Below are 16,988 nucleotides of genomic sequence, written 5' to 3'. Positions count from 1 at the left end.
GTTAGCCTAAGCTGGCTCGTGGTCGCCCGGGGGTGTCCCTTTGCCGACCAGCCGGGTGTGCCAGGTCACCGCCGCCGGGTCGGTGAGCGAGGCGACCTGGTCGATCACCACCCGCAGCCTGGCCCGGTCGTCCGCGGCGGCCCGCCACAGCGGGGCGAAGATCGGGTCGAGCCCGTCCGGGGCGCGCCGGACCAGCGCGGCGACCAACTCCGCCAGCATCGTCCGCTGCCGCTCGTAGCGGCCCCGGAAGCCACTGCGACGCATCACGTAGCGCAGCGCGATGCCCTTGAGCAGCGCGCACTGCGCCCGTACCAGGCGGGGCACCACCAGGTCGGCGGCGTAGCGGCGGTGCGGGCCCGGACCGAAGCGCTCCTCCGTGGCCGCCACCGCCGCGGACACGAACAGCCCGGTCACCCCGCTGGTGGTGGCCTTCAACGCGACCTGCGCGCGATGGCTGCCGTCGTACCCGGCGAACGGGGCGAGCAGCGGACCGGCCAGCAGATCGACGAGCACCTCGGCCAGGTCCGCGGCGGACTCCCCGGAGTAGGCGGCGGCCACGTCGGCGCAGAGCGCGGCCCGCTCGTCGGCGTCGGTGAGCAGCGGGTGCAACGTGACGTAGCCACCGTGGATGCCGTCCTCCACGTCGTGCACCGAGTACGCGACGTCGTCGGCCCAGTCCATCACCTGGGCCTCCAGGCAGCGCCGGTCGCCGGGCGCACCGGCGCGGATCCAGTCGAAGACGGCCGCGTCGTCGGCGTACACCCCGAACTTGCGCTCCCCCGGCCGGCGCGGCCAGGGGTACTTGCCGATCGCGTCCAGCGACGCCCGGGTCAGGTTCAGCCCGGCGGACGAGCCGTCCGGGGCGAGCACCTTCGCCTCCAGGCGGGTCAACACCCGCAGGGTCTGCGCGTTGCCCTCGAAGCCACCGCACGGCGTGGCGAGCAGATCCAGCGCAGCCTCGCCGTTGTGCCCGAACGGCGGGTGCCCGAGGTCGTGCGCGAGCCCCGCGACGTCCACCACGTCCGGGTCGCAGCCCAGCCGGGCACCCATCTCCCGGGCGATCTGGGCCACCTCCAACGAGTGGGTCAGCCTCGTACGCAGGAAGTCGTCGGTGCCGGCGGTGTGCACCTGGGTCTTGGTGGCAAGTCGGCGAAACGCCGCCGAGTGCAGCACCCGGGCCCGGTCGCGCTCGTACGGCGACCGGCGATGTCCGGTGTCCTTGGGCGGCTCCTCGACCAACCGCGCGTCCGGCTCACTCCTCGCGTTCACGGAGCCGCCACAGTTCGCGACTGCGGGGCTCGCAAGACCGGCTCACTCCTCGCGTTCACGGAGAACGCAGAACTCGTTGCCTTCCGGGTCGGACAGCACCGTCCACTCGACGTCGCCCTGACCGATGTCGACGTGCCGGGCGCCCATGTCGACCAGGCGCTCGACCTCAGCCTCCTGATTGGCGGGGCGCAGGTCGAGGTGCAGCCGGTTCTTGCGCTCCTTGCCCTCGGCCACGGGGCCGAAGAACAGGGCGGGCAACTGGTCCGGGGACTGGCGGATCTCCACTCCGCTCGGTGTCTCGGTGACGACCTGATAGCCGAGCGCCTCGGCCCACCAACGAGCCAGTCGGGCCGGATCGCGGGCGTCGACAGTCAGGCTCTCCCAGACACTGGTCATGCAGTCACCTCTTCCCGTTCGACGCGGCGCCCAATCGGCCGTGTGCGAGCGAGCCAAGATTACGCCCGCCAGCACTGCTCGACAGGCTCACGACGCATCGATGAAGGGCGCACAACCACCGATTGGCCCCCAGTTGCCGACCGATCGCCGAGGGTTACGGGCTCGCGGCCGGAAGTCGCCACCGGTAGCCTTCCCAGCGCGGAACGTAACCAGCCGACTGACACGCAGAGCCGACCGGTGAGGGGTAACGCTCGTGGACGCAGACACGGTGATGGGAACGGAGCTACGCCTGCTGCGCCAGCGCCGACCCGACATCGCCGGCACGGTGCTCGCGGGCACCGACGGCCTGCTCATCTCCAGCGACCTACCCAGCACCGACGCCACCCATCTCGCCGCGCTCGCCGCCGCGAGTTTCGGGCTCGGGCACCGGGTGGCCGACACCGTCCGGCAGGGTGAGTTCCGGGAGTCGTTCGTCTGCACCACAGCAGGCTGCGTGGTCACCTATCCGGCCGGGCGCAGCGCCCTGCTGACCCTCGTCACCATCTCGGCGGCCGGGGACCTGGAGGCGCTGCACGAGGAGGCGCGAGCGGTGGCCCGCCGCGCCGGGTCGTTCCTGGACGTTCGTGGCGGAGGCATCGGCGCGACCTCCGTACCGGACGCGCACGCCCCGCTGGCCACGCGTACCCCGATGGCGACCCTGCCGGCGCAGTTGCGCCGCTCGTCCCGACCCACCTGGCGTCGTCCGCCGATCTGAGCGCCGGCGGCGGCCGGGTGACCAGGCCGCCGCCGACGTGCGTCAGCGGCTGTCCGACCCGCCGGTCTCCACTACCGCCCGACCTGCCTCCAGCCGGGCCACCGGCACCCGGAACGGCGAACAGGACACGTAGTCCAGGCCGACCTCGTGGAAGAAGTGCACCGAGTCCGGGTCGCCGCCGTGCTCACCGCAGACACCGAGCTTCAGCCCGGGGCGGGCGGCCCGACCCTCCTCGGCGGCGATCCGCACCAGCCGACCGACGCCGTCGCGGTCGATCGACTCGAACGGCGAGATGCCGAAGATGCCCAACTCCAGGTAGCGCCAGAAGAACGCGCCCTCGACGTCGTCGCGGGAGAAGCCCCAGCCCATCTGGGTCAGGTCGTTGGTGCCGAAGGAGAAGAACTCGGCGGCCTCGGCGATCTGCCCGGCGGTCAGCGCCGCCCGGGGCACCTCGATCATGGTGCCGATCAGCACCTCGACGCCGCTGTCCCCGACCACCTCGGCGATGATCTTCTCGGCCTCGGCGCGGACCGTCTCCAACTCCTGCACGGCACCAACCAGCGGCACCATGATCTCCGGCTTGGCCACGCCCCCGTCGCGGGCGCAACTGACCGCCGCCTCGGCGATGGCCCGGACCTGCATCGCGAACAGGCCGGGGATGACCAGGCCGAGGCGTACGCCCCGCAGCCCGAGCATCGGGTTCTCCTCGTGCATCCGCCGGACGGCGGCGAGCAGCGCCTCCTCCTTGGCTACGTCCTCGCCGCGTTCCTGGGCGACCGCCACGTTGACGGCGAGCTGCTCCAACGGCGGAAGGAACTCGTGCAACGGCGGGTCGATGAGCCGGACGGTGACCGGCAGGCCGTCCATCTCGCGGAAGATCTCCTCGAAGTCGGCCCGCTGCAACGGCAGCAGCGCCGCCAGCGCCGACTCCCGCTCGCCCGGGGCCCGGGCCAGGATCAGCCGCTCGACCAGCTCCCGCCGCTCACCGAGGAACATGTGCTCGGTGCGGCACAGCCCGATGCCCTCGGCGCCGAAGCGCCGGGCCCGAGCGGCGTCCGCGCCGGTGTCGGCGTTCGTGCGGACCGCCAGCCGCCGCTTCCCGTCGGCGTGCGTCATGATCCGGTGTACGGCCCGGACCAGCGCGTTGTCGATGTGCTCGGGGTCGAGGCTGCCCTCGAAGTACTGCACCACCTCGGAGGGCATGACCGGCACCTCGCCGAGGTAGACCTTGCCGGTGGTGCCGTCGATGGACACGACGTCGCCCTCGGTGACGGTCTGCCCGGCCACTGTGAACCGCTTCGCCGGCACGTTCACCTCGATCTCGTCGGCACCGGAGACGCAGGTCTTGCCCATGCCCCGGGCCACCACCGCGGCGTGGCTGGTCTTACCGCCGCGCGAGGTGAGGATGCCCTTCGCGGCGATCATGCCGTTCAGGTCGTCCGGGTTGGTCTCCCGGCGCACCAGGATCACCGACTCCCCCTCGGCGGCCAGCTCGACGGCCCGCGCGGAGGTGAAGACCACGGTGCCGGACGCCGCGCCGGGCGATGCGCCGATGCCCTTGGCGACCGGCTGGAACTCGTGGTCGAGCTGGAAGCGCGGGAACATCAGCTGGGCCAGTTGCGCGCCGTTGACCCGGTGCAGCGCCTCGTCCAGGTCGATCAGACCCTCGTCGACGAGTTGCCCGGCGATGACGAACGCGGCGGCGGCGGTGCGCTTGCCGACCCGGGTCTGCAACATCCACAGCTTGCCGCGTTCGATGGTGAACTCGATGTCGCAGAGGTCCTTGTAGTGCTCCTCAAGCCGGGCCATGATGCCGAGCAGCTCGTCGTAGGATGCCTTGTCGAGCTGCTCCAACTCCTGCAACGGCACTGTGTTGCGGATGCCGGCGACCACGTCCTCGCCCTGGGCGTTGGCCAGGTAGTCGCCGTAGATGCCCTGCGCGCCGCTGGCCGGGTCACGGGTGAACGCGACCCCGGTGCCGGAATCCGGGCCGAGGTTGCCGAAGACCATCGTCACCACGTTGACCGCGGTGCCGAGGTCGGCCGGGATGCGCTCCTGGCGGCGGTAGAGCACCGCGCGCTCGGCGTTCCACGACTCGAAGACCGCCCGGATGGCCAGGTCGAGCTGTTCGCGTGGCTGCTGCGGGAACTCCCGACCGGTGTGCTTCAAGAAGATCTTCTTGTACGCGTCGACCAGCCCACGCAGGTCGTCGGCGTCCAGATCCAGGTCGTTGTGGGTGCCCCTGGCGTGCTTGGCCTCGTCGAGCGCGTGCTCGAACTCCTCGCCCGGCACCTCGCAGACGGTCTTGCCGAACATCTGGATGAGTCGCCGGTAGGAGTCCCAGGCGAACCTGTCGTTCTGTCCCGCCTGGGCGGAGAGCCCCACCACGCTCTGGTCGTTGAGACCGACGTTGAGGACGGTCTCCATCATGCCGGGCATGGAGAACTTGGCACCGGAGCGGACGGAGACCAACAGTGGGTCCTGCGGGTCACCGAGGCGCTTGCCCATCGCGCGCTCCAGCGATTCCAGGTGTGCCTCGATCTGACCGGCGAGCCCGTCCGGCTCCCGTCCCGTCGCGAGGTACGCCTGGCACGCCTCGGTGGTGATGGTGAAGCCGGGCGGGACGGGCAGGCCCAGGTTGGTCATCTCGGCGAGGTTTGCCCCCTTGCCGCCGAGCAGCTCCTTGAGTTCCTTGTTGCCTTCGGAGAAGTCGTAGACGTACTTGTGATCGACGGTCTCTTGCGCTGCCACCAGAGCCTCCACAACACACGCGCCGGATTGACACTTAACGAAGGTTCAGTTTTCTTCTTCCCCGGGACGGACCGCCGGTAATCCCGGGGTCAACGTCGATCGGTGGGCGAAGGTTAAGCGAACATCGAGTGACCTGGGACCGTTCGGTGACAATTGGCACAGCCATCACGACTATCCGTGTTCGTACCGGTTTTTGGGAACGCTTCCATGCGCACCATCACGCATCCCGGCCGAGCGTCGTACGCTTGACGCCACGCCAGCCGGTGAACCTCACTTTTGCCATAACCGACGCGAATACACCCCCCGGAGTCGCCGCCGTGTCGACCACCCCCTCCCCCGGCCCCACCGCCGTCCCCGCGCCGCTGTCGGCGGAGGAACCGGACGCGGCCACGCTGGCCCGCACGGCCGAGCAGACCGCCGGCACGTTGCTCGCCCCGGCGGCCCCGCACCGGCTGACCGACGTCGTGCCCGCCCCACAGCAGGCCCGGCCCGACCCGACCGCCGACTGGGCGCTCCCGGCCGAAGCGGTCATCGTGACCAGCGCCGACCCCGCCGCGTTTGCGGTCGCCGAGCAGCTCGCCCAGCTCCTGCGTCCGGCCACCGGCTACCCGCTGCCGGTCACCGACGCCACCACGCCGGAGCCCGCCGGTGGCATCGCGCTGGTGCTCGACGACACCGCCGACCTCGGCGCGGAGGGCTACCGCCTCGACATCGCCACCGACGGGGTACGCGTCACCGCCGCCACCGGCGCCGGCCTCTTCTACGGCGTACAGACGCTGCGCCAACTGTTGCCGGCGGCCATCGAGAGCCCCAGCCCGGTCACCGAACGCTGGGCGTTGCCCGGCGGGACCATCACCGACGCACCCCGGTTCCCCTACCGGGGCGCGATGCTCGACGTCGCGCGGCACTTCTTCGCCGTGGAGGACGTGCTGCGGGTGGTCGACCACCTGGCCCGCTACAAGCTCAACCACCTGCACCTGCACCTCACCGACGACCAGGGCTGGCGGATCGCCGTGGACTCCTGGCCGAAGCTGACCACCGTCGGCGGGACGACCGAGGTCGGCGGCGGCCCCGGCGGGCACTACACGAAGGCCGACTACCAGCGGATCGTCTCCTACGCGGCCGCCCGCCACATCACCGTCGTCCCGGAGATCGACCTCCCGGGGCACACCAACTCGGCGCTGGTCGCGTACCCGGAGCTGGCACCGGACAAGATCGCGCCGCCGCCGTACACCGGCACCGAGGTCGGCTTCAGCTACGTCGACCCGGCCGACGAGCGGACGTACGACTTCGTCGCCGACGTGCTGGGCGAGGTGGCCGCGCTCACCCCCGGCCCCTGGCTGCACATCGGCGGCGACGAGGCGTTCAAGGTGAAGGGCGAGGTCTACACCGGTTTCGTCGAGCGGGTCCAGCGCATCGTGGCCGACCTCGGCAAGACAGTCGTCGGCTGGCACCAGCTCGCGCCGGCCGCCCACCTCGACGGGCGGGTCCTGCAGTGGTGGGGCACGAACGGCGAAGACCCCACCACCGTCGACGCCGTACGCAGGGGCGCCCGGCTGATCGTCTCCCCCGGCAACCACGCCTACCTGGACATGAAGTACGCCCCGGACACCCCGATCGGGCACGACTGGGCCGGCCTCATCGACGTGCGAAAGGCGTACGACTGGGATCCGGGCATGCACGTCGCCGGCGTACCCGCCGAGGCGGTTCTCGGTGTGGAGGCCCCACTCTGGACCGAATCGGTCACCTCGCTGGCCGACATCGAACTTCTGCTCCTGCCCCGCCTCCCGGCCATCGCCGAGTTGGGCTGGTCACCCCGGGCAAGCCACGACTGGGCCGGCTTCCGCGACCGCCTGGCCAGCCAGGGCCCGCGCTGGACGACGGCCGGGATCACCTTCCACCGCGCGCCCGAGATCCCCTGGCCCACCGCACCGACCATCCCGACACAGCGCACCACACCCCAGACCGACACCGCCAAGCCCTGACCCCGGCGTTCGGGTTGTCCGGTTTGACCGCTGGTGTCGGGTAGTCGGGGCCACCCCCGTGGCGGAATCGTGGGCCGGGCCGGGTCGTTATACCTGGCAGACCACCGCGACTGTCCCGGTCGTGGGGCGCGGCAGCCGCCCGGGAACACCCGGCAGGCCGCCCCGGTTACATCCCCCGCAACGCCCGAGCAGGTCCCCCCGGATCGCCGGCGTCGCCACGAACTTCCCCGCACCACCCACCCCCGGGTGTGGTGCGGGCACCCCCGATGCAGAGGAGCACGCCATCATGCGTACCGATCTGATCCGTAAGACCGCCCTGACCGCCGCTGGTCTCGCGTTCACCGGTGGCGCCATCGCCGGCCCCGTCACCACCGCGTTCGCCGCACCCACCACCAGCACCCCGGCCGCGCAAACCCAGACCGACCGCAAGGGCCACGGCGAACGGGAACTGGGCGTGCGCTACGAGGCCCAGCCGAACTTCTACTACTGCGGGCCCGCCGCGACCCGAAACGCCCTGTCCGTACAGGGCAAGGAGATCAGCGTGGACGCCATGGCCAAGGAGATGGGCACCACCGAGGCCGGCACCAACTCCATCAACGACATCACCCCCGTGCTGAACAAGGAAACCGGCAAGACCAACGCCTACCGCTCCGTCGAGATCAGCACCCCCGACGCCGACACCAAGCAGACCGACACCCTGCGCGCCGACATCGTCCGCACCGTCGACGACGGCCGGGCCGTGGTCGCCAACATCGCCGGCACCAGCACCGACACCGACGGCGTCACCCACTCCTACGAAGGCGGGCACTACATCAGCGTCGTCGGCTACCGCGACAACGGCAACACCGTCAAGATCGCCGACTCCGCCGATGCGAACACCGCCTCCTACTGGATCAGCACCGAACACCTCGCGGACTGGATCGCCACCCGCGGCTACGCCACCAGCTGACCCCCCGCACCACACACACCCAGCACACACCGAAGGGCCGGACCCCACCAGGGTCCGGCCCTTCGGCACGCCCGGGCCACTAGCCCCGCCGGCCGAGCACGGGCAGCACGGGCAGCGCGACGAGCCAAGTCCACGCGCCCGCCGTCAGGCGCGAACGAAGTCGACGGGCATCCGAGCCGACCGAGCCATTCACCCCGGCAAGCCGCCCACCGGACCGAGCCGCGCCGACCCACAGCGGGCCACCCCACAGCGGGCAACCCCAGCCACTCACCCCGGCACGCCGCCCACCGGACCAAGCCGCGCCTACCCACAGCGGGCAACCCCACAGCGGGCAACCCCACTGACCGCGCCCACGGGTCCTTTGGAGCTGATGCCGTAGACGAATCAGAGGCAGGGCCGCCCGAGCCGAACTGGTGATTCGTTCACGACATCAGCTCGATAGGGCGCCGAACTCATCTGCCCAGCCCGCACGGAGTGGCGAGGAAGACCAAGTGCCACGACCCGAGGGCTCGAGGGTGACCGGCGCGCCGGCACGACTCCGCGGCGAGCCTGCGTTCCGGAGGGATGGTCGCGGGGCACCTCCGGCCGACCGGCCAAGGGCTCAGCCGCCGGAGTCGTCCATCTCGGCGCCCTCGGGGACCGTGTCGTCGTCTCGACTGGCCAGCCAGCCCTCGGGCAGGAAGACCTTGCCGGGCGAGTTGGTACGCCCGCGCGGCTGACCCAGGGCGGTGACCGGGAACGGCTCGGCCGGGTCGAGCTTGCCGAGCAGGTCGTCGAGCTGCGCCAGGCTTTCGATCATCGCCAGCGAGCGCCGCAGCTCACCGCCGACCGGGAAGCCCTTGAGGTACCAGGCGACGTGCTTGCGGAAGTCGGTGCAGCCGTCCCGTTCACCTCGGGCCGGGTTGCGGGCGCCGGCCGTGAACTGGTCGACAAGCAGCTCGGCGTGCCGGCGCATGGTCACCGCCACTTCGCCGAGGGTGGGCAGCCGCCGCTCCGGCCGACCGTTGAAGGCGGCCTCCAGGTCGGCGAAGAGCCACGGTCGGCCCAGACAGCCGCGCCCGATGACCACGCCGTCGACGCCGGTGTGGGCCACCATGCGCAGCGCGTCGTCGGCTTCCCAGATGTCGCCGTTGCCGAGCACCGGCACGTCGAGGGCCTGCTTCAGGGTGGCGATCGCGTCCCAGTCGGCGGTGCCCGAGTAGCGCTGCGACGCCGTGCGCCCGTGCAGGGCCACCGCTGCCACGCCGGCGTCCTGGGCGGCGAGCCCGGCTTCGACGTACGTCAGGTGGTCGTCGTCGATGCCCTTGCGCATCTTGACAGTGACCGGCACGCCGGACGGTGACGCGGCAGCCACCGCGGCCCGCACGAGTCGTGCGAAGAGCCGGCGCCGCCACGGTAGCGCCGCGCCGCCCCCACGTCGGGTGACCTTGGGGACCGGGCAGCCGAAGTTGAGGTCGATGTGATCGGCCAGGTTGCGCTCGACGACGATCCGCACGGCGGCGGCGGTGATCTCCGGATCGGTGCCGTAGAGCTGGAGACTGCGGGGCTTCTCGTCGTCGCCGAACGCGATCATGCGCAACGTCTTCGGGTTGCGCTCGACCAGCGCCCGCGTGGTGATCATTTCGCAGACGTAGATGCCGCCACCCTGCTCGCGACAGAGCCGACGGAACCCGATGTTGGTGATCCCGGCCATCGGCGCGAGCACCACCGGCGGCCACACCTGGTGCTGGCCGAGAGTCAGCGGGCGCAGCGCGGGCACGGTCGAGGCAGTCACCGGACAAGTGTACGGGGCCCCGACCGGCGCTTATCGCGTCGGCCGAGGCCCCGTGCGCAGAGTCTCAGCAGCCGGGGAGACGCTCGATCAGGTAGCGCTCGACCTGGTCCAGGGAGACGCGCTCCTGGGCCATGGTGTCCCGGTTGCGCACCGTCACCGCGTTGTCGTCCAGGGTGTCGAAGTCGACGGTCACACAGAACGGGGTGCCGATCTCGTCCTGCCGGCGGTAGCGGCGCCCGATCGCCTGCGAGTCGTCGAACTCCACCACCCAACGCTTGCGCAGCAGGGTCGCGAGGTCCTTGGCCTTGGGCGACAGCGCCTCGTTGCGGGACAGCGGCAGCACCGCCACCTTGACCGGGGCGAGCCTCGGGTCGAACCGCATCACTGTGCGCTTGTCCACGCCGCCCTTGGTGTTCGGCGCCTCGTCCTCGTCGTACGCCTCCAACAGGAAGGCCAGCACCGCGCGGGTCAGACCCGCGGCCGGCTCGATGACGTACGGCATCCAGCGCTCACTCTTGCTCTGGTCGAAGTACGACAGGTCGACGCCGGAGTGCTTGCTGTGCGTGGAGAGGTCGAAGTCGGTGCGGTTGGCGACACCCTCCAGCTCGGCGAACTCGGTGCCACCGAACTGGAAGCGGTACTCGATGTCCACCGTCCGCTTCGAGTAGTGCGACAGCTTCTCCTTGGGGTGCTCGAACAGACGCAGATTGTCCGCCGAGAGGCCGAGGTCGAGGTACCAGTTCCAGCGCTCCTGGAGCCAGTACTCGTGCCACTGCTCGTCGGTGCCCGGCTCGACGAAGAACTCCATCTCCATCTGCTCGAACTCGCGGGTCCGGAAGATGAAGTTGCCCGGGGTGATCTCGTTGCGGAACGACTTGCCGGTCTGCGCGATGCCGAACGGGGGCTTCTTGCGGGCGACCGTCTCGACGTTCTTGTAGTTGACGAAGATGCCCTGCGCGGTCTCCGGGCGCAGGTAGTGCAGCCCTTCGTCGCTCTCCACCGGGCCCAGGTAGGTCTTCATCAGGCCGTTGAACATCTTCGGCTCGGTGAAGGTGCCCTTGTTGCCGCAGTTGGGGCAGTTCAGCTCGGCCAGTGAGGTGAGCGGCTTGCCGTGCTTCTCGGCGTACGCCTCTTCCAGATGGTCCGCCCGGAACCGCTTGTGGCAGAACTGGCACTCGGTGAGCGGGTCGACGAACTCGGCGATGTGGCCGGACGCCTCCCACACCTTGCGGGACAGGATCACCGCGGAGTCCAGGCCGACGACGTCGTCGCGCTGCTGGACCATTGTCTTCCACCACTGCCGGCGGACGTTCTCCTTGAGTTCCACGCCGAGCGGACCGTAGTCCCACGCCGATCGGGTGCCTCCGTAGATCTCACTGGAGGGGAAGACGAAGCCTCGGCGCTTGGCGAGGCTGACGACGGCATCGATACGGTCGGCTGGCATGTTTCCTCCTACGCCGGCTGGCGGTCGGCGGGGGCGAGATGTGGATGGAACGGTCGGTTCGGGACAACGGTACGACCACCGTCCCCCCGAGCCCAGCAGAATACCGGGGACGGGTCAGCTGACCTCGCAGACCTCCACGCCGCCGCTCTGCCCGTCCTGGCCGAGGCTGACCTGTTGCCGCTCCCGGTCGCCACCGTCGAGGGTCACGTCGACCGGCACGGTCAGGTAGGTGGTGTCCACCTCACCCACCCGGAACGCGGTCACCTGCGGTTCGGCGGCGGCCCGTCGCTCGAACTCCGGCCGGGACTCCCGCCGCTGCGCGTCGTCGCAGAGCTGGTCGTACGCCCGCCCGTAGTTTCGCTCGACCAGCGCCTGGTAGTAGTCGCCGGTCACGGTGCGGGCCTGTTCCCGGATCGCCTGGACTCCGCTGACGGCCAGGCCGACGACGGCGGTGCCACCCCCGCCACAGCAGAGCACCACGGCGAGCGCGCCGACGCCGAGGCCGATCCAGAGCCGGGTCCGGCGGCCCTCGGTGGGCGGCGCGGCGAACGGCGGAGCCACCCCGGGACCGGGTGGCGGGGCGGGTGCGGTCATAGGAGCAGCGTAGTGTCCGGCGGCTCAGCGGTAAGGACCCGCAGCCCGATCACTCTCGGCGACGACCACGGCCCCGCCGGGGGCGGCGGTGGCCAGCGCCTCGTAGGCGGAGGGCTCGTCGACGGACTCGGCGAGCAGCGGCACGGCGCTGACCTTGACCTCGAAGGCGCCCAGCGCCCGCCGGTACGTGCCGACCGACTCCCACTCGGTGACCAGTGACCAGTACCGGGGGTCGTCCAGCGCCCGGACCAGTTGGCCGCGCAGGTAGCCGGGCCGGGCGGCCAGCGCGGTGAGGGCGGCGTGCGCCCGTTCGGTGAAGCCGTCGGCGGCATCGACGTCGACCACGAACCGGTTGGTCACCAGCACCGGGGGTTCCTCCTCGTAGAGTCTGTGGGATGCAGCGTACGCAGCGCCCTCTGCTCGCCCGGTTGGCCGGGGCGAACCCGACGTCGGTGTTCCTGCTCACCCTGGTGGTGGTGCTGGTGGCGTTCTTCACGCCCGGGGTGATCGGCGGGCTGCTCACGCTCGCGCTCGCCGGGGTCCTGATCGCCCTGTTGGCGACGACCTGGGCGGTTCAGGCGCCACAGACCCGGCTGATCCGACTGGTGATGCTCACCCTGCTGGTGACTGTGGGCCTCGCGAAGCTCCTCTGACATGCAATCATGCGTTTTTGACAATCATTATCGTTGCCACGGACAGTTGACGACATGACCAACCGCGCCACGTACCGTGTCCTGGCCGCCGCGACCGCCCTCCTCGCCCTGGGCGCCGGGGCCGGCTGCTCCACCGGCGGCGCCGCCGGCGCCGACCCCCAGCGAGTCGACGTGGTGGCCGCGTTCTACCCCCTCCAGTTCCTGGCCGAACGGATCGGCGGCGACGCGGTCCGGGTCACCAACCTGGCCAAGCCCGGCGCCGAGCCGCACGACCTGGAACTCAACCCGAGCCAGGTCGGTGAGGTCAGCGAGGCGGAGCTGATCGTCTACCTCAAGGGGTTCCAGCCGGCGGTGGACGACGCCGTGGCCCAGAACGGCGGCGACCGGGCGTTCGACGTGACCAGCGTCCAGCCGCTGTTGGACGCGTCCGCCGGCGGGCACGACCACGAGGGCGAGGAGGGGCACGCCGAGGAGAGCGGCGGCAAGGACCCGCACGTCTGGCTCGACCCGACCCGACTGGCCGGCATCGGCGACCAGCTCGCCCAGCGGCTCGGCAAGGCCGACCCGGACCACGCCGCCGACTACACCGCCCGGGCGGCCGCCCTGCGCGCCGACCTGACGACCCTGGACGGCGAGTTCAAGCACGGTCTGGCGACCTGTCAGCGGCGGGAGATCGTGACCAGCCACGCCGCGTTCGGCTACCTCGCCGACCGCTACCAGCTGGACCAGGTCGGCATCACCGGGCTGAGCCCGGACGTCGAGCCCTCGCCGCAGCGCCTCGCGCACGTGATCGAGGAGGCGAAGGAGCACCAGGCCACCACGATCTTCTTCGAGACCCTGGTCAGCCCGAAGGTGGCCGAGACCATCGCCGGTCAGGTCGGCGCGAAGACCGCGGTCCTCGACCCGATCGAAGGGCTCGCCGCCGGCAGCAACGGGGACTACCTTTCGGTGATGCGCACCAACCTGCGGACCCTGCAGACGGCCTTGAGCTGCTCGTGACCTCACCTGTCATCACTGTCGAGCACGGGGTGGTCGGCTACGACGGCCGCCCCGTGCTCCGGGACATCTCGCTCACGGTGACCGCCGGCGAGGTGGTCGCGATCCTCGGCGCCAACGGCTCGGGCAAGTCCACCCTGATCCGCGCCGTGCTCGGGCTGGTGCCGATCAGCGCCGGCTCGGTCACCCTCTTCGACCGGCCGTTGCGCCGGTTCCGGCAGTGGGCACGCATCGGGTACGTCCCGCAACGCCTGGGCGCCGGCGGCGGCGTACCGGCGACCGTCCGCGAGGTGGTGGCCTCCGGCCGGCTGGCCCGTCGCGGGGTGCTGCGTCCGCCGGGTCGAGCCGACCGGTCCGCCGTCGACGCCGCGCTGGGCGCGGTCGGGCTCGCCGACCGGGCCGGTGACCCGGTGTCCACGCTCTCCGGCGGCCAGCAGCAGCGCACCCTGATCGCCCGCGCCCTGGCCGGCCAGCCGGAGCTGCTGGTTCTCGACGAGCCCACCGCCGGGGTGGACGCGGCCAGCCAGGAGGCGTTCGCCGGCGCGCTGCGCGACTTCGTCGGCGACGGCGGAACTGTGCTTCTCGTCGCCCACGAGCTGGGCCCGCTGCGACCGGTGATCAGCCGGGCCGTCGTCGTCCACGAGGGTCGCATCGCCCACGACGGCGCGGTGCCGGACCCGGCCGGCCATCACGCGGAGCCGGACCACGACCACGTGCACCCGCACTGCTACGACGAGCCCGCCGGGCTGTGGAGCAACTGACAGATGGAACTCTTCCAGTACCCCTACATGCAGCGCGCCCTGATCGGCGCGCTGGTGATCGGCCTGGCCGCGCCGGCGCTCGGCATCTACCTGGTGCAGCGCCGGCTGGCGCTGATCGGCGATGGTGTGGGGCACGTGGCGCTGACCGGCGTCGGCGCGGGGCTGCTGCTCAACCGCTCGCCGGTGCTGGTCGCGGTGATCGCCGCCACCATCGGCGCGATCGCCATCGAGATCGTCAGGGCCCGTGGGCGTACCTCCGGTGACCTGGCTCTGGCTCTGCTCTTCTACGGCGGCATCGCGGGCGGCGTACTCCTGGTTGGCCTTTCCGACGCGACCAGCGCGAACCTCAACGCCTACCTGTTCGGGTCGCTGACCACCATCTCGCCCGCCGACCTGACCACCATCGCGGTGCTCGGCGCGGCGATCCTGGTCACGATGATCGGGTTGCGGCCGGCACTCTTCGCGGTCAGCCACGACGAGGAGTACGCCCGGGTCTCCGGCCTGCCGGTCCGCACCCTGAACCTGCTGATCGCGGTCGCCACAGCGGTCACCGTGACCATCGCCATGCGGGCCGTCGGCGTGCTGCTGATCAGCGCGTTGATGGTGGTGCCGGTCGCCACCGCCCAGCAGGTCACCCGGGGTTTCCGCAGCACGATGGCCGCCGCGATGGCGCTCGGGCTCTTCGCTGCCGGCTCGGGTGTCTGGGTGGCGGCCACGGCGGACACCGCACCGGGCGCCTCGGTGGTGCTGGTGGCGATCGCGTCGTTCCTGGTGGTGGCCGTGGCCGGCGCCGTCTGGCGGGCCGTGCGCCGTCGGACGACGCCGACCGCCGCACCGACACCGGAACCTCACGAGGTCGTGCTGAGCTGAGCCTGCTCAGCGCGACCTCGGTGGTATTGGTTACCGTTGCAGGATGACCAGCGCGACGGGCTACGACGGGTTCGACGGGGCCAGCGAGCTGCTCCGCGCCCTGTCCGCTCCCATTCGACTGGCCATCGTCAGTGAGCTGGCCGGCGGCGAGCGGTGCGTGCACGAGTTGGTGGAGAAGCTCGGCGCGGCGCAACCACTGGTCTCGCAGCACCTGCGGGTGTTGCGCGGAGCGGGCGTGGTGCGCGGCTCCCGCCGAGGCCGGGAGATCGCCTACAGCCTGGTCGACGAGCACGTCGCGCACATCGTGGCGGACGCGGTCAGCCACGCCGGGGAGGGATCATGAGCGAGAGCAGCGCCGCGGTACGCAACACCCGGCAGCGTTCGGCGGTGAGCGCGCTGCTGGGCGAGATGGAGGGCTTCCACAGCGCCCAGGACCTGCACGCCATGCTGCGGCAGCGCGGCGAGCGGGTCGGCCTGACCACCGTCTACCGCACCCTCCAGGGGCTCGCCGACGCCGGTGAGATCGACGTGATGCGTCCGCCGGGCGGCGAGCACCTCTACCGCCGGTGCAGCGAGGGGCACCACCACCACCTGGTCTGCCGGGTGTGCGGGCGCACGGTCGAGGTGGCCGGCCCGGCCGTGGAGAGCTGGGCCGATCGGGTGGCCGCCCAGCACGGCTACGCCGACGTCAGCCACACCCTGGAAATCTTCGGCACCTGCCCGACCTGCCCGCGCTGACCACCAGCGCCCTGTCGGTCGCGATCCGGGCTCACTTCACGGCTACACCGGGCCAGGCGTTCGTGGCACGCTGGCCGGCGTGAAAATCTATGCCGATCGGTTTCCGACCGCCGCCCGTCAGTTGCTCACCGACCTGCTCGTCGTCGCCTGGGTGTACGCGGCGATCCGCGGCGCGCTGTGGCTGCACGACCTGGTGCAGAAGCTCGCCGTGCCGGGGCAGAAGTTGGAGGGCGCCGGCAGCGGGCTCGCCGACAACCTGGGCGACGCCGGCAGCAAGGTCGGCCGGGTGCCACTGGTCGGCGACGAACTCACCGCACCGTTCCAGCGCGCCGCCGACGCCGCCCGGTCGCTCGCCGACGCCGGCCGCGACCAGCAGCAGCTGGTCGACCAGCTCGCCCTGGCCCTCGCCATCGCGGTGCTGATCTTCCCGCTCGGCATCGTGCTGTTCGGCTGGCTGCCGCTGCGGGTCCGCTGGATGCGCCGGGCCGGATCGGCGACGAAGCTGGCCGCCGGGCCAGCCGGCCGGGACCTGCTCGCCCTGCGCGCGCTGGCCACCCAGCCACTGGGCAAACTGACCCGAATCGGTCCGGATGTCGCCGAGGCGTGGCGGCGCGGCGACGACGCGACAGTCGACGCCCTGGCCGCCCTGGAGCTGCGCCAACTCGGCCTACGCGGCCGGGGCCGCTAAGGTCCCCGTCCGCCGGCACGCCCCTGCGGCATCCCCCGCCGCGCCGATCTTGCAGTTTCGGTTGTCGACATGAGTGGGATGCCCCATTCGTCGGGACAGCAAGTGCAAGATCGCGGAGCGCGAGCAGGCCGGGCGCAGGGTCAGCCCGACGAAGGTGTCGTTAAGGTCGTCGGGTGTTCTACTTCCTCGTCGTCATCGCCGTCCTGCTGCTCGGCTACGCCGCCGTCCTGGTCTACTTCGTCCGCCGGGGCAAGAAGATCCCACCCGCTGCGTACCTGGCCCTGGCCGGGCTCAACGGTCTGATCCTGGCGGGAGTGCTGGCCTGGGCGGTCTCCCGCTGATCACGCACCGCCCGGCCCGCGCACC

General features: G+C 71.3%; 18 protein-coding genes. 11 read left to right on the top strand and 7 right to left on the bottom strand.

Going from position 1 to position 16,988, the window contains the following annotated elements:
- Positions 1-6: 6 nt before the first annotated feature.
- Entirely contained in the window at positions 7-1,269 is a 1,263-nt protein-coding gene (locus tag PSH03_RS23930) for a deoxyguanosinetriphosphate triphosphohydrolase (RefSeq protein WP_210783882.1), read from the bottom strand.
- A gap of 42 nt (positions 1,270-1,311) precedes the next feature.
- Positions 1,312-1,665: a VOC family protein gene (locus PSH03_RS23925; RefSeq protein ID WP_112590341.1), complete on the bottom strand. Its 354-nt coding sequence runs from the start codon at positions 1,663-1,665 to the stop codon at positions 1,312-1,314.
- Positions 1,666-1,918: 253 nt separating this feature from the next.
- Here PSH03_RS23925 and PSH03_RS23920 point away from each other — a divergent pair, with 253 nt between their 5' ends.
- Positions 1,919-2,419, top strand: a complete 501-nt coding sequence (locus tag PSH03_RS23920) for a roadblock/LC7 domain-containing protein (RefSeq protein ID WP_210783881.1) — start codon at positions 1,919-1,921, stop codon at positions 2,417-2,419.
- 42 nt (positions 2,420-2,461) lie between these two features.
- Here PSH03_RS23920 and ppdK read toward each other — a convergent pair whose 3' ends face one another.
- On the bottom strand, positions 2,462-5,170 hold the full coding sequence (ppdK, locus tag PSH03_RS23915) for a pyruvate, phosphate dikinase (protein WP_238690474.1): 2,709 nt from the start codon (positions 5,168-5,170) through the stop codon (positions 2,462-2,464).
- 245 nt (positions 5,171-5,415) lie between these two features.
- Here ppdK and PSH03_RS23910 point away from each other — a divergent pair, with 245 nt between their 5' ends.
- Together PSH03_RS23910 and PSH03_RS23905 are read left to right on the top strand one after the other, a co-directional pair.
- On the top strand, positions 5,416-7,155 hold the full coding sequence (locus PSH03_RS23910) for a beta-N-acetylhexosaminidase (protein WP_372494853.1): 1,740 nt from the start codon (positions 5,416-5,418) through the stop codon (positions 7,153-7,155).
- 286 nt (positions 7,156-7,441) lie between these two features.
- Positions 7,442-8,104 carry a C39 family peptidase gene (locus PSH03_RS23905; RefSeq protein ID WP_238690472.1) on the top strand — a complete coding sequence of 221 codons (663 nt, stop codon included), beginning with the start codon at positions 7,442-7,444 and terminating at the stop codon, positions 8,102-8,104.
- Between the two features lie 601 nt (positions 8,105-8,705).
- Here PSH03_RS23905 and dusB read toward each other — a convergent pair.
- The 4 genes from dusB to PSH03_RS23885 form a co-directional block, all read right to left on the bottom strand.
- Complete coding sequence (gene dusB / locus PSH03_RS23900; protein WP_308193532.1) at positions 8,706-9,878, bottom strand: tRNA dihydrouridine synthase DusB; 1,173 nt, start codon at positions 9,876-9,878, stop codon at positions 8,706-8,708.
- Between the two features lie 64 nt (positions 9,879-9,942).
- The gene (locus PSH03_RS23895; RefSeq protein WP_091409675.1) at positions 9,943-11,322 is read right to left on the bottom strand and encodes a glycine--tRNA ligase; all 1,380 of its coding nucleotides are present in this window, start codon (positions 11,320-11,322) and stop codon (positions 9,943-9,945) included.
- Between the two features lie 114 nt (positions 11,323-11,436).
- Positions 11,437-11,916, bottom strand: coding sequence for a hypothetical protein (locus PSH03_RS23890; protein WP_210786999.1), 480 nt, complete (start codon positions 11,914-11,916; stop codon positions 11,437-11,439).
- 24 nt (positions 11,917-11,940) lie between these two features.
- Positions 11,941-12,282: an antibiotic biosynthesis monooxygenase family protein gene (locus PSH03_RS23885; RefSeq protein ID WP_210786997.1), complete on the bottom strand. Its 342-nt coding sequence runs from the start codon at positions 12,280-12,282 to the stop codon at positions 11,941-11,943.
- A 29-nt stretch (positions 12,283-12,311) separates the two neighbouring features.
- Between PSH03_RS23885 and PSH03_RS23880 the strand changes: the two genes are divergently transcribed.
- The 8 genes from PSH03_RS23880 to PSH03_RS23845 all read left to right on the top strand — a co-directional run bounded on the left by PSH03_RS23880 (position 12,312) and on the right by PSH03_RS23845 (position 16,963).
- On the top strand, positions 12,312-12,569 hold the full coding sequence (locus PSH03_RS23880; RefSeq protein ID WP_030338196.1) for a hypothetical protein: 258 nt from the start codon (positions 12,312-12,314) through the stop codon (positions 12,567-12,569).
- Between the two features lie 54 nt (positions 12,570-12,623).
- The gene (locus PSH03_RS23875; protein ID WP_238690471.1) at positions 12,624-13,568 is read left to right on the top strand and encodes a metal ABC transporter substrate-binding protein; all 945 of its coding nucleotides are present in this window, start codon (positions 12,624-12,626) and stop codon (positions 13,566-13,568) included.
- Positions 13,565-14,326, top strand: a complete 762-nt coding sequence (locus PSH03_RS23870) for a metal ABC transporter ATP-binding protein (protein ID WP_091409689.1) — start codon at positions 13,565-13,567, stop codon at positions 14,324-14,326. The genes PSH03_RS23875 and PSH03_RS23870 overlap by 4 nt, the downstream gene beginning before the upstream one ends.
- 3 nt (positions 14,327-14,329) lie before the next feature.
- Positions 14,330-15,196, top strand: coding sequence for a metal ABC transporter permease (locus PSH03_RS23865; RefSeq protein WP_210786984.1), 867 nt, complete (start codon positions 14,330-14,332; stop codon positions 15,194-15,196).
- Between the two features lie 43 nt (positions 15,197-15,239).
- Complete coding sequence (locus PSH03_RS23860) at positions 15,240-15,539, top strand: ArsR/SmtB family transcription factor (RefSeq protein ID WP_030338189.1); 300 nt, start codon at positions 15,240-15,242, stop codon at positions 15,537-15,539.
- Complete coding sequence (locus PSH03_RS23855) at positions 15,536-15,934, top strand: Fur family transcriptional regulator (RefSeq protein ID WP_091409697.1); 399 nt, start codon at positions 15,536-15,538, stop codon at positions 15,932-15,934. Before PSH03_RS23860 ends, PSH03_RS23855 begins: the two co-directional genes overlap by 4 nt.
- Before the next feature lie 79 nt (positions 15,935-16,013).
- Entirely contained in the window at positions 16,014-16,622 is a 609-nt protein-coding gene (locus PSH03_RS23850) for a hypothetical protein (RefSeq protein WP_238690470.1), read from the top strand.
- 173 nt (positions 16,623-16,795) lie between these two features.
- Complete coding sequence (locus PSH03_RS23845) at positions 16,796-16,963, top strand: hypothetical protein (protein ID WP_210786980.1); 168 nt, start codon at positions 16,796-16,798, stop codon at positions 16,961-16,963.
- The last annotated feature ends 25 nt before the right edge of the window (positions 16,964-16,988 follow it).

The sequence above is a fragment of the Micromonospora salmantinae genome, from assembly GCF_022230905.1.
Taxonomy (GTDB): domain Bacteria; phylum Actinomycetota; class Actinomycetes; order Mycobacteriales; family Micromonosporaceae; genus Micromonospora; species Micromonospora salmantinae.
Note: the sequence above shows the minus strand (reverse complement) of the source record. Positions and strands in the feature narration are given on the sequence as shown.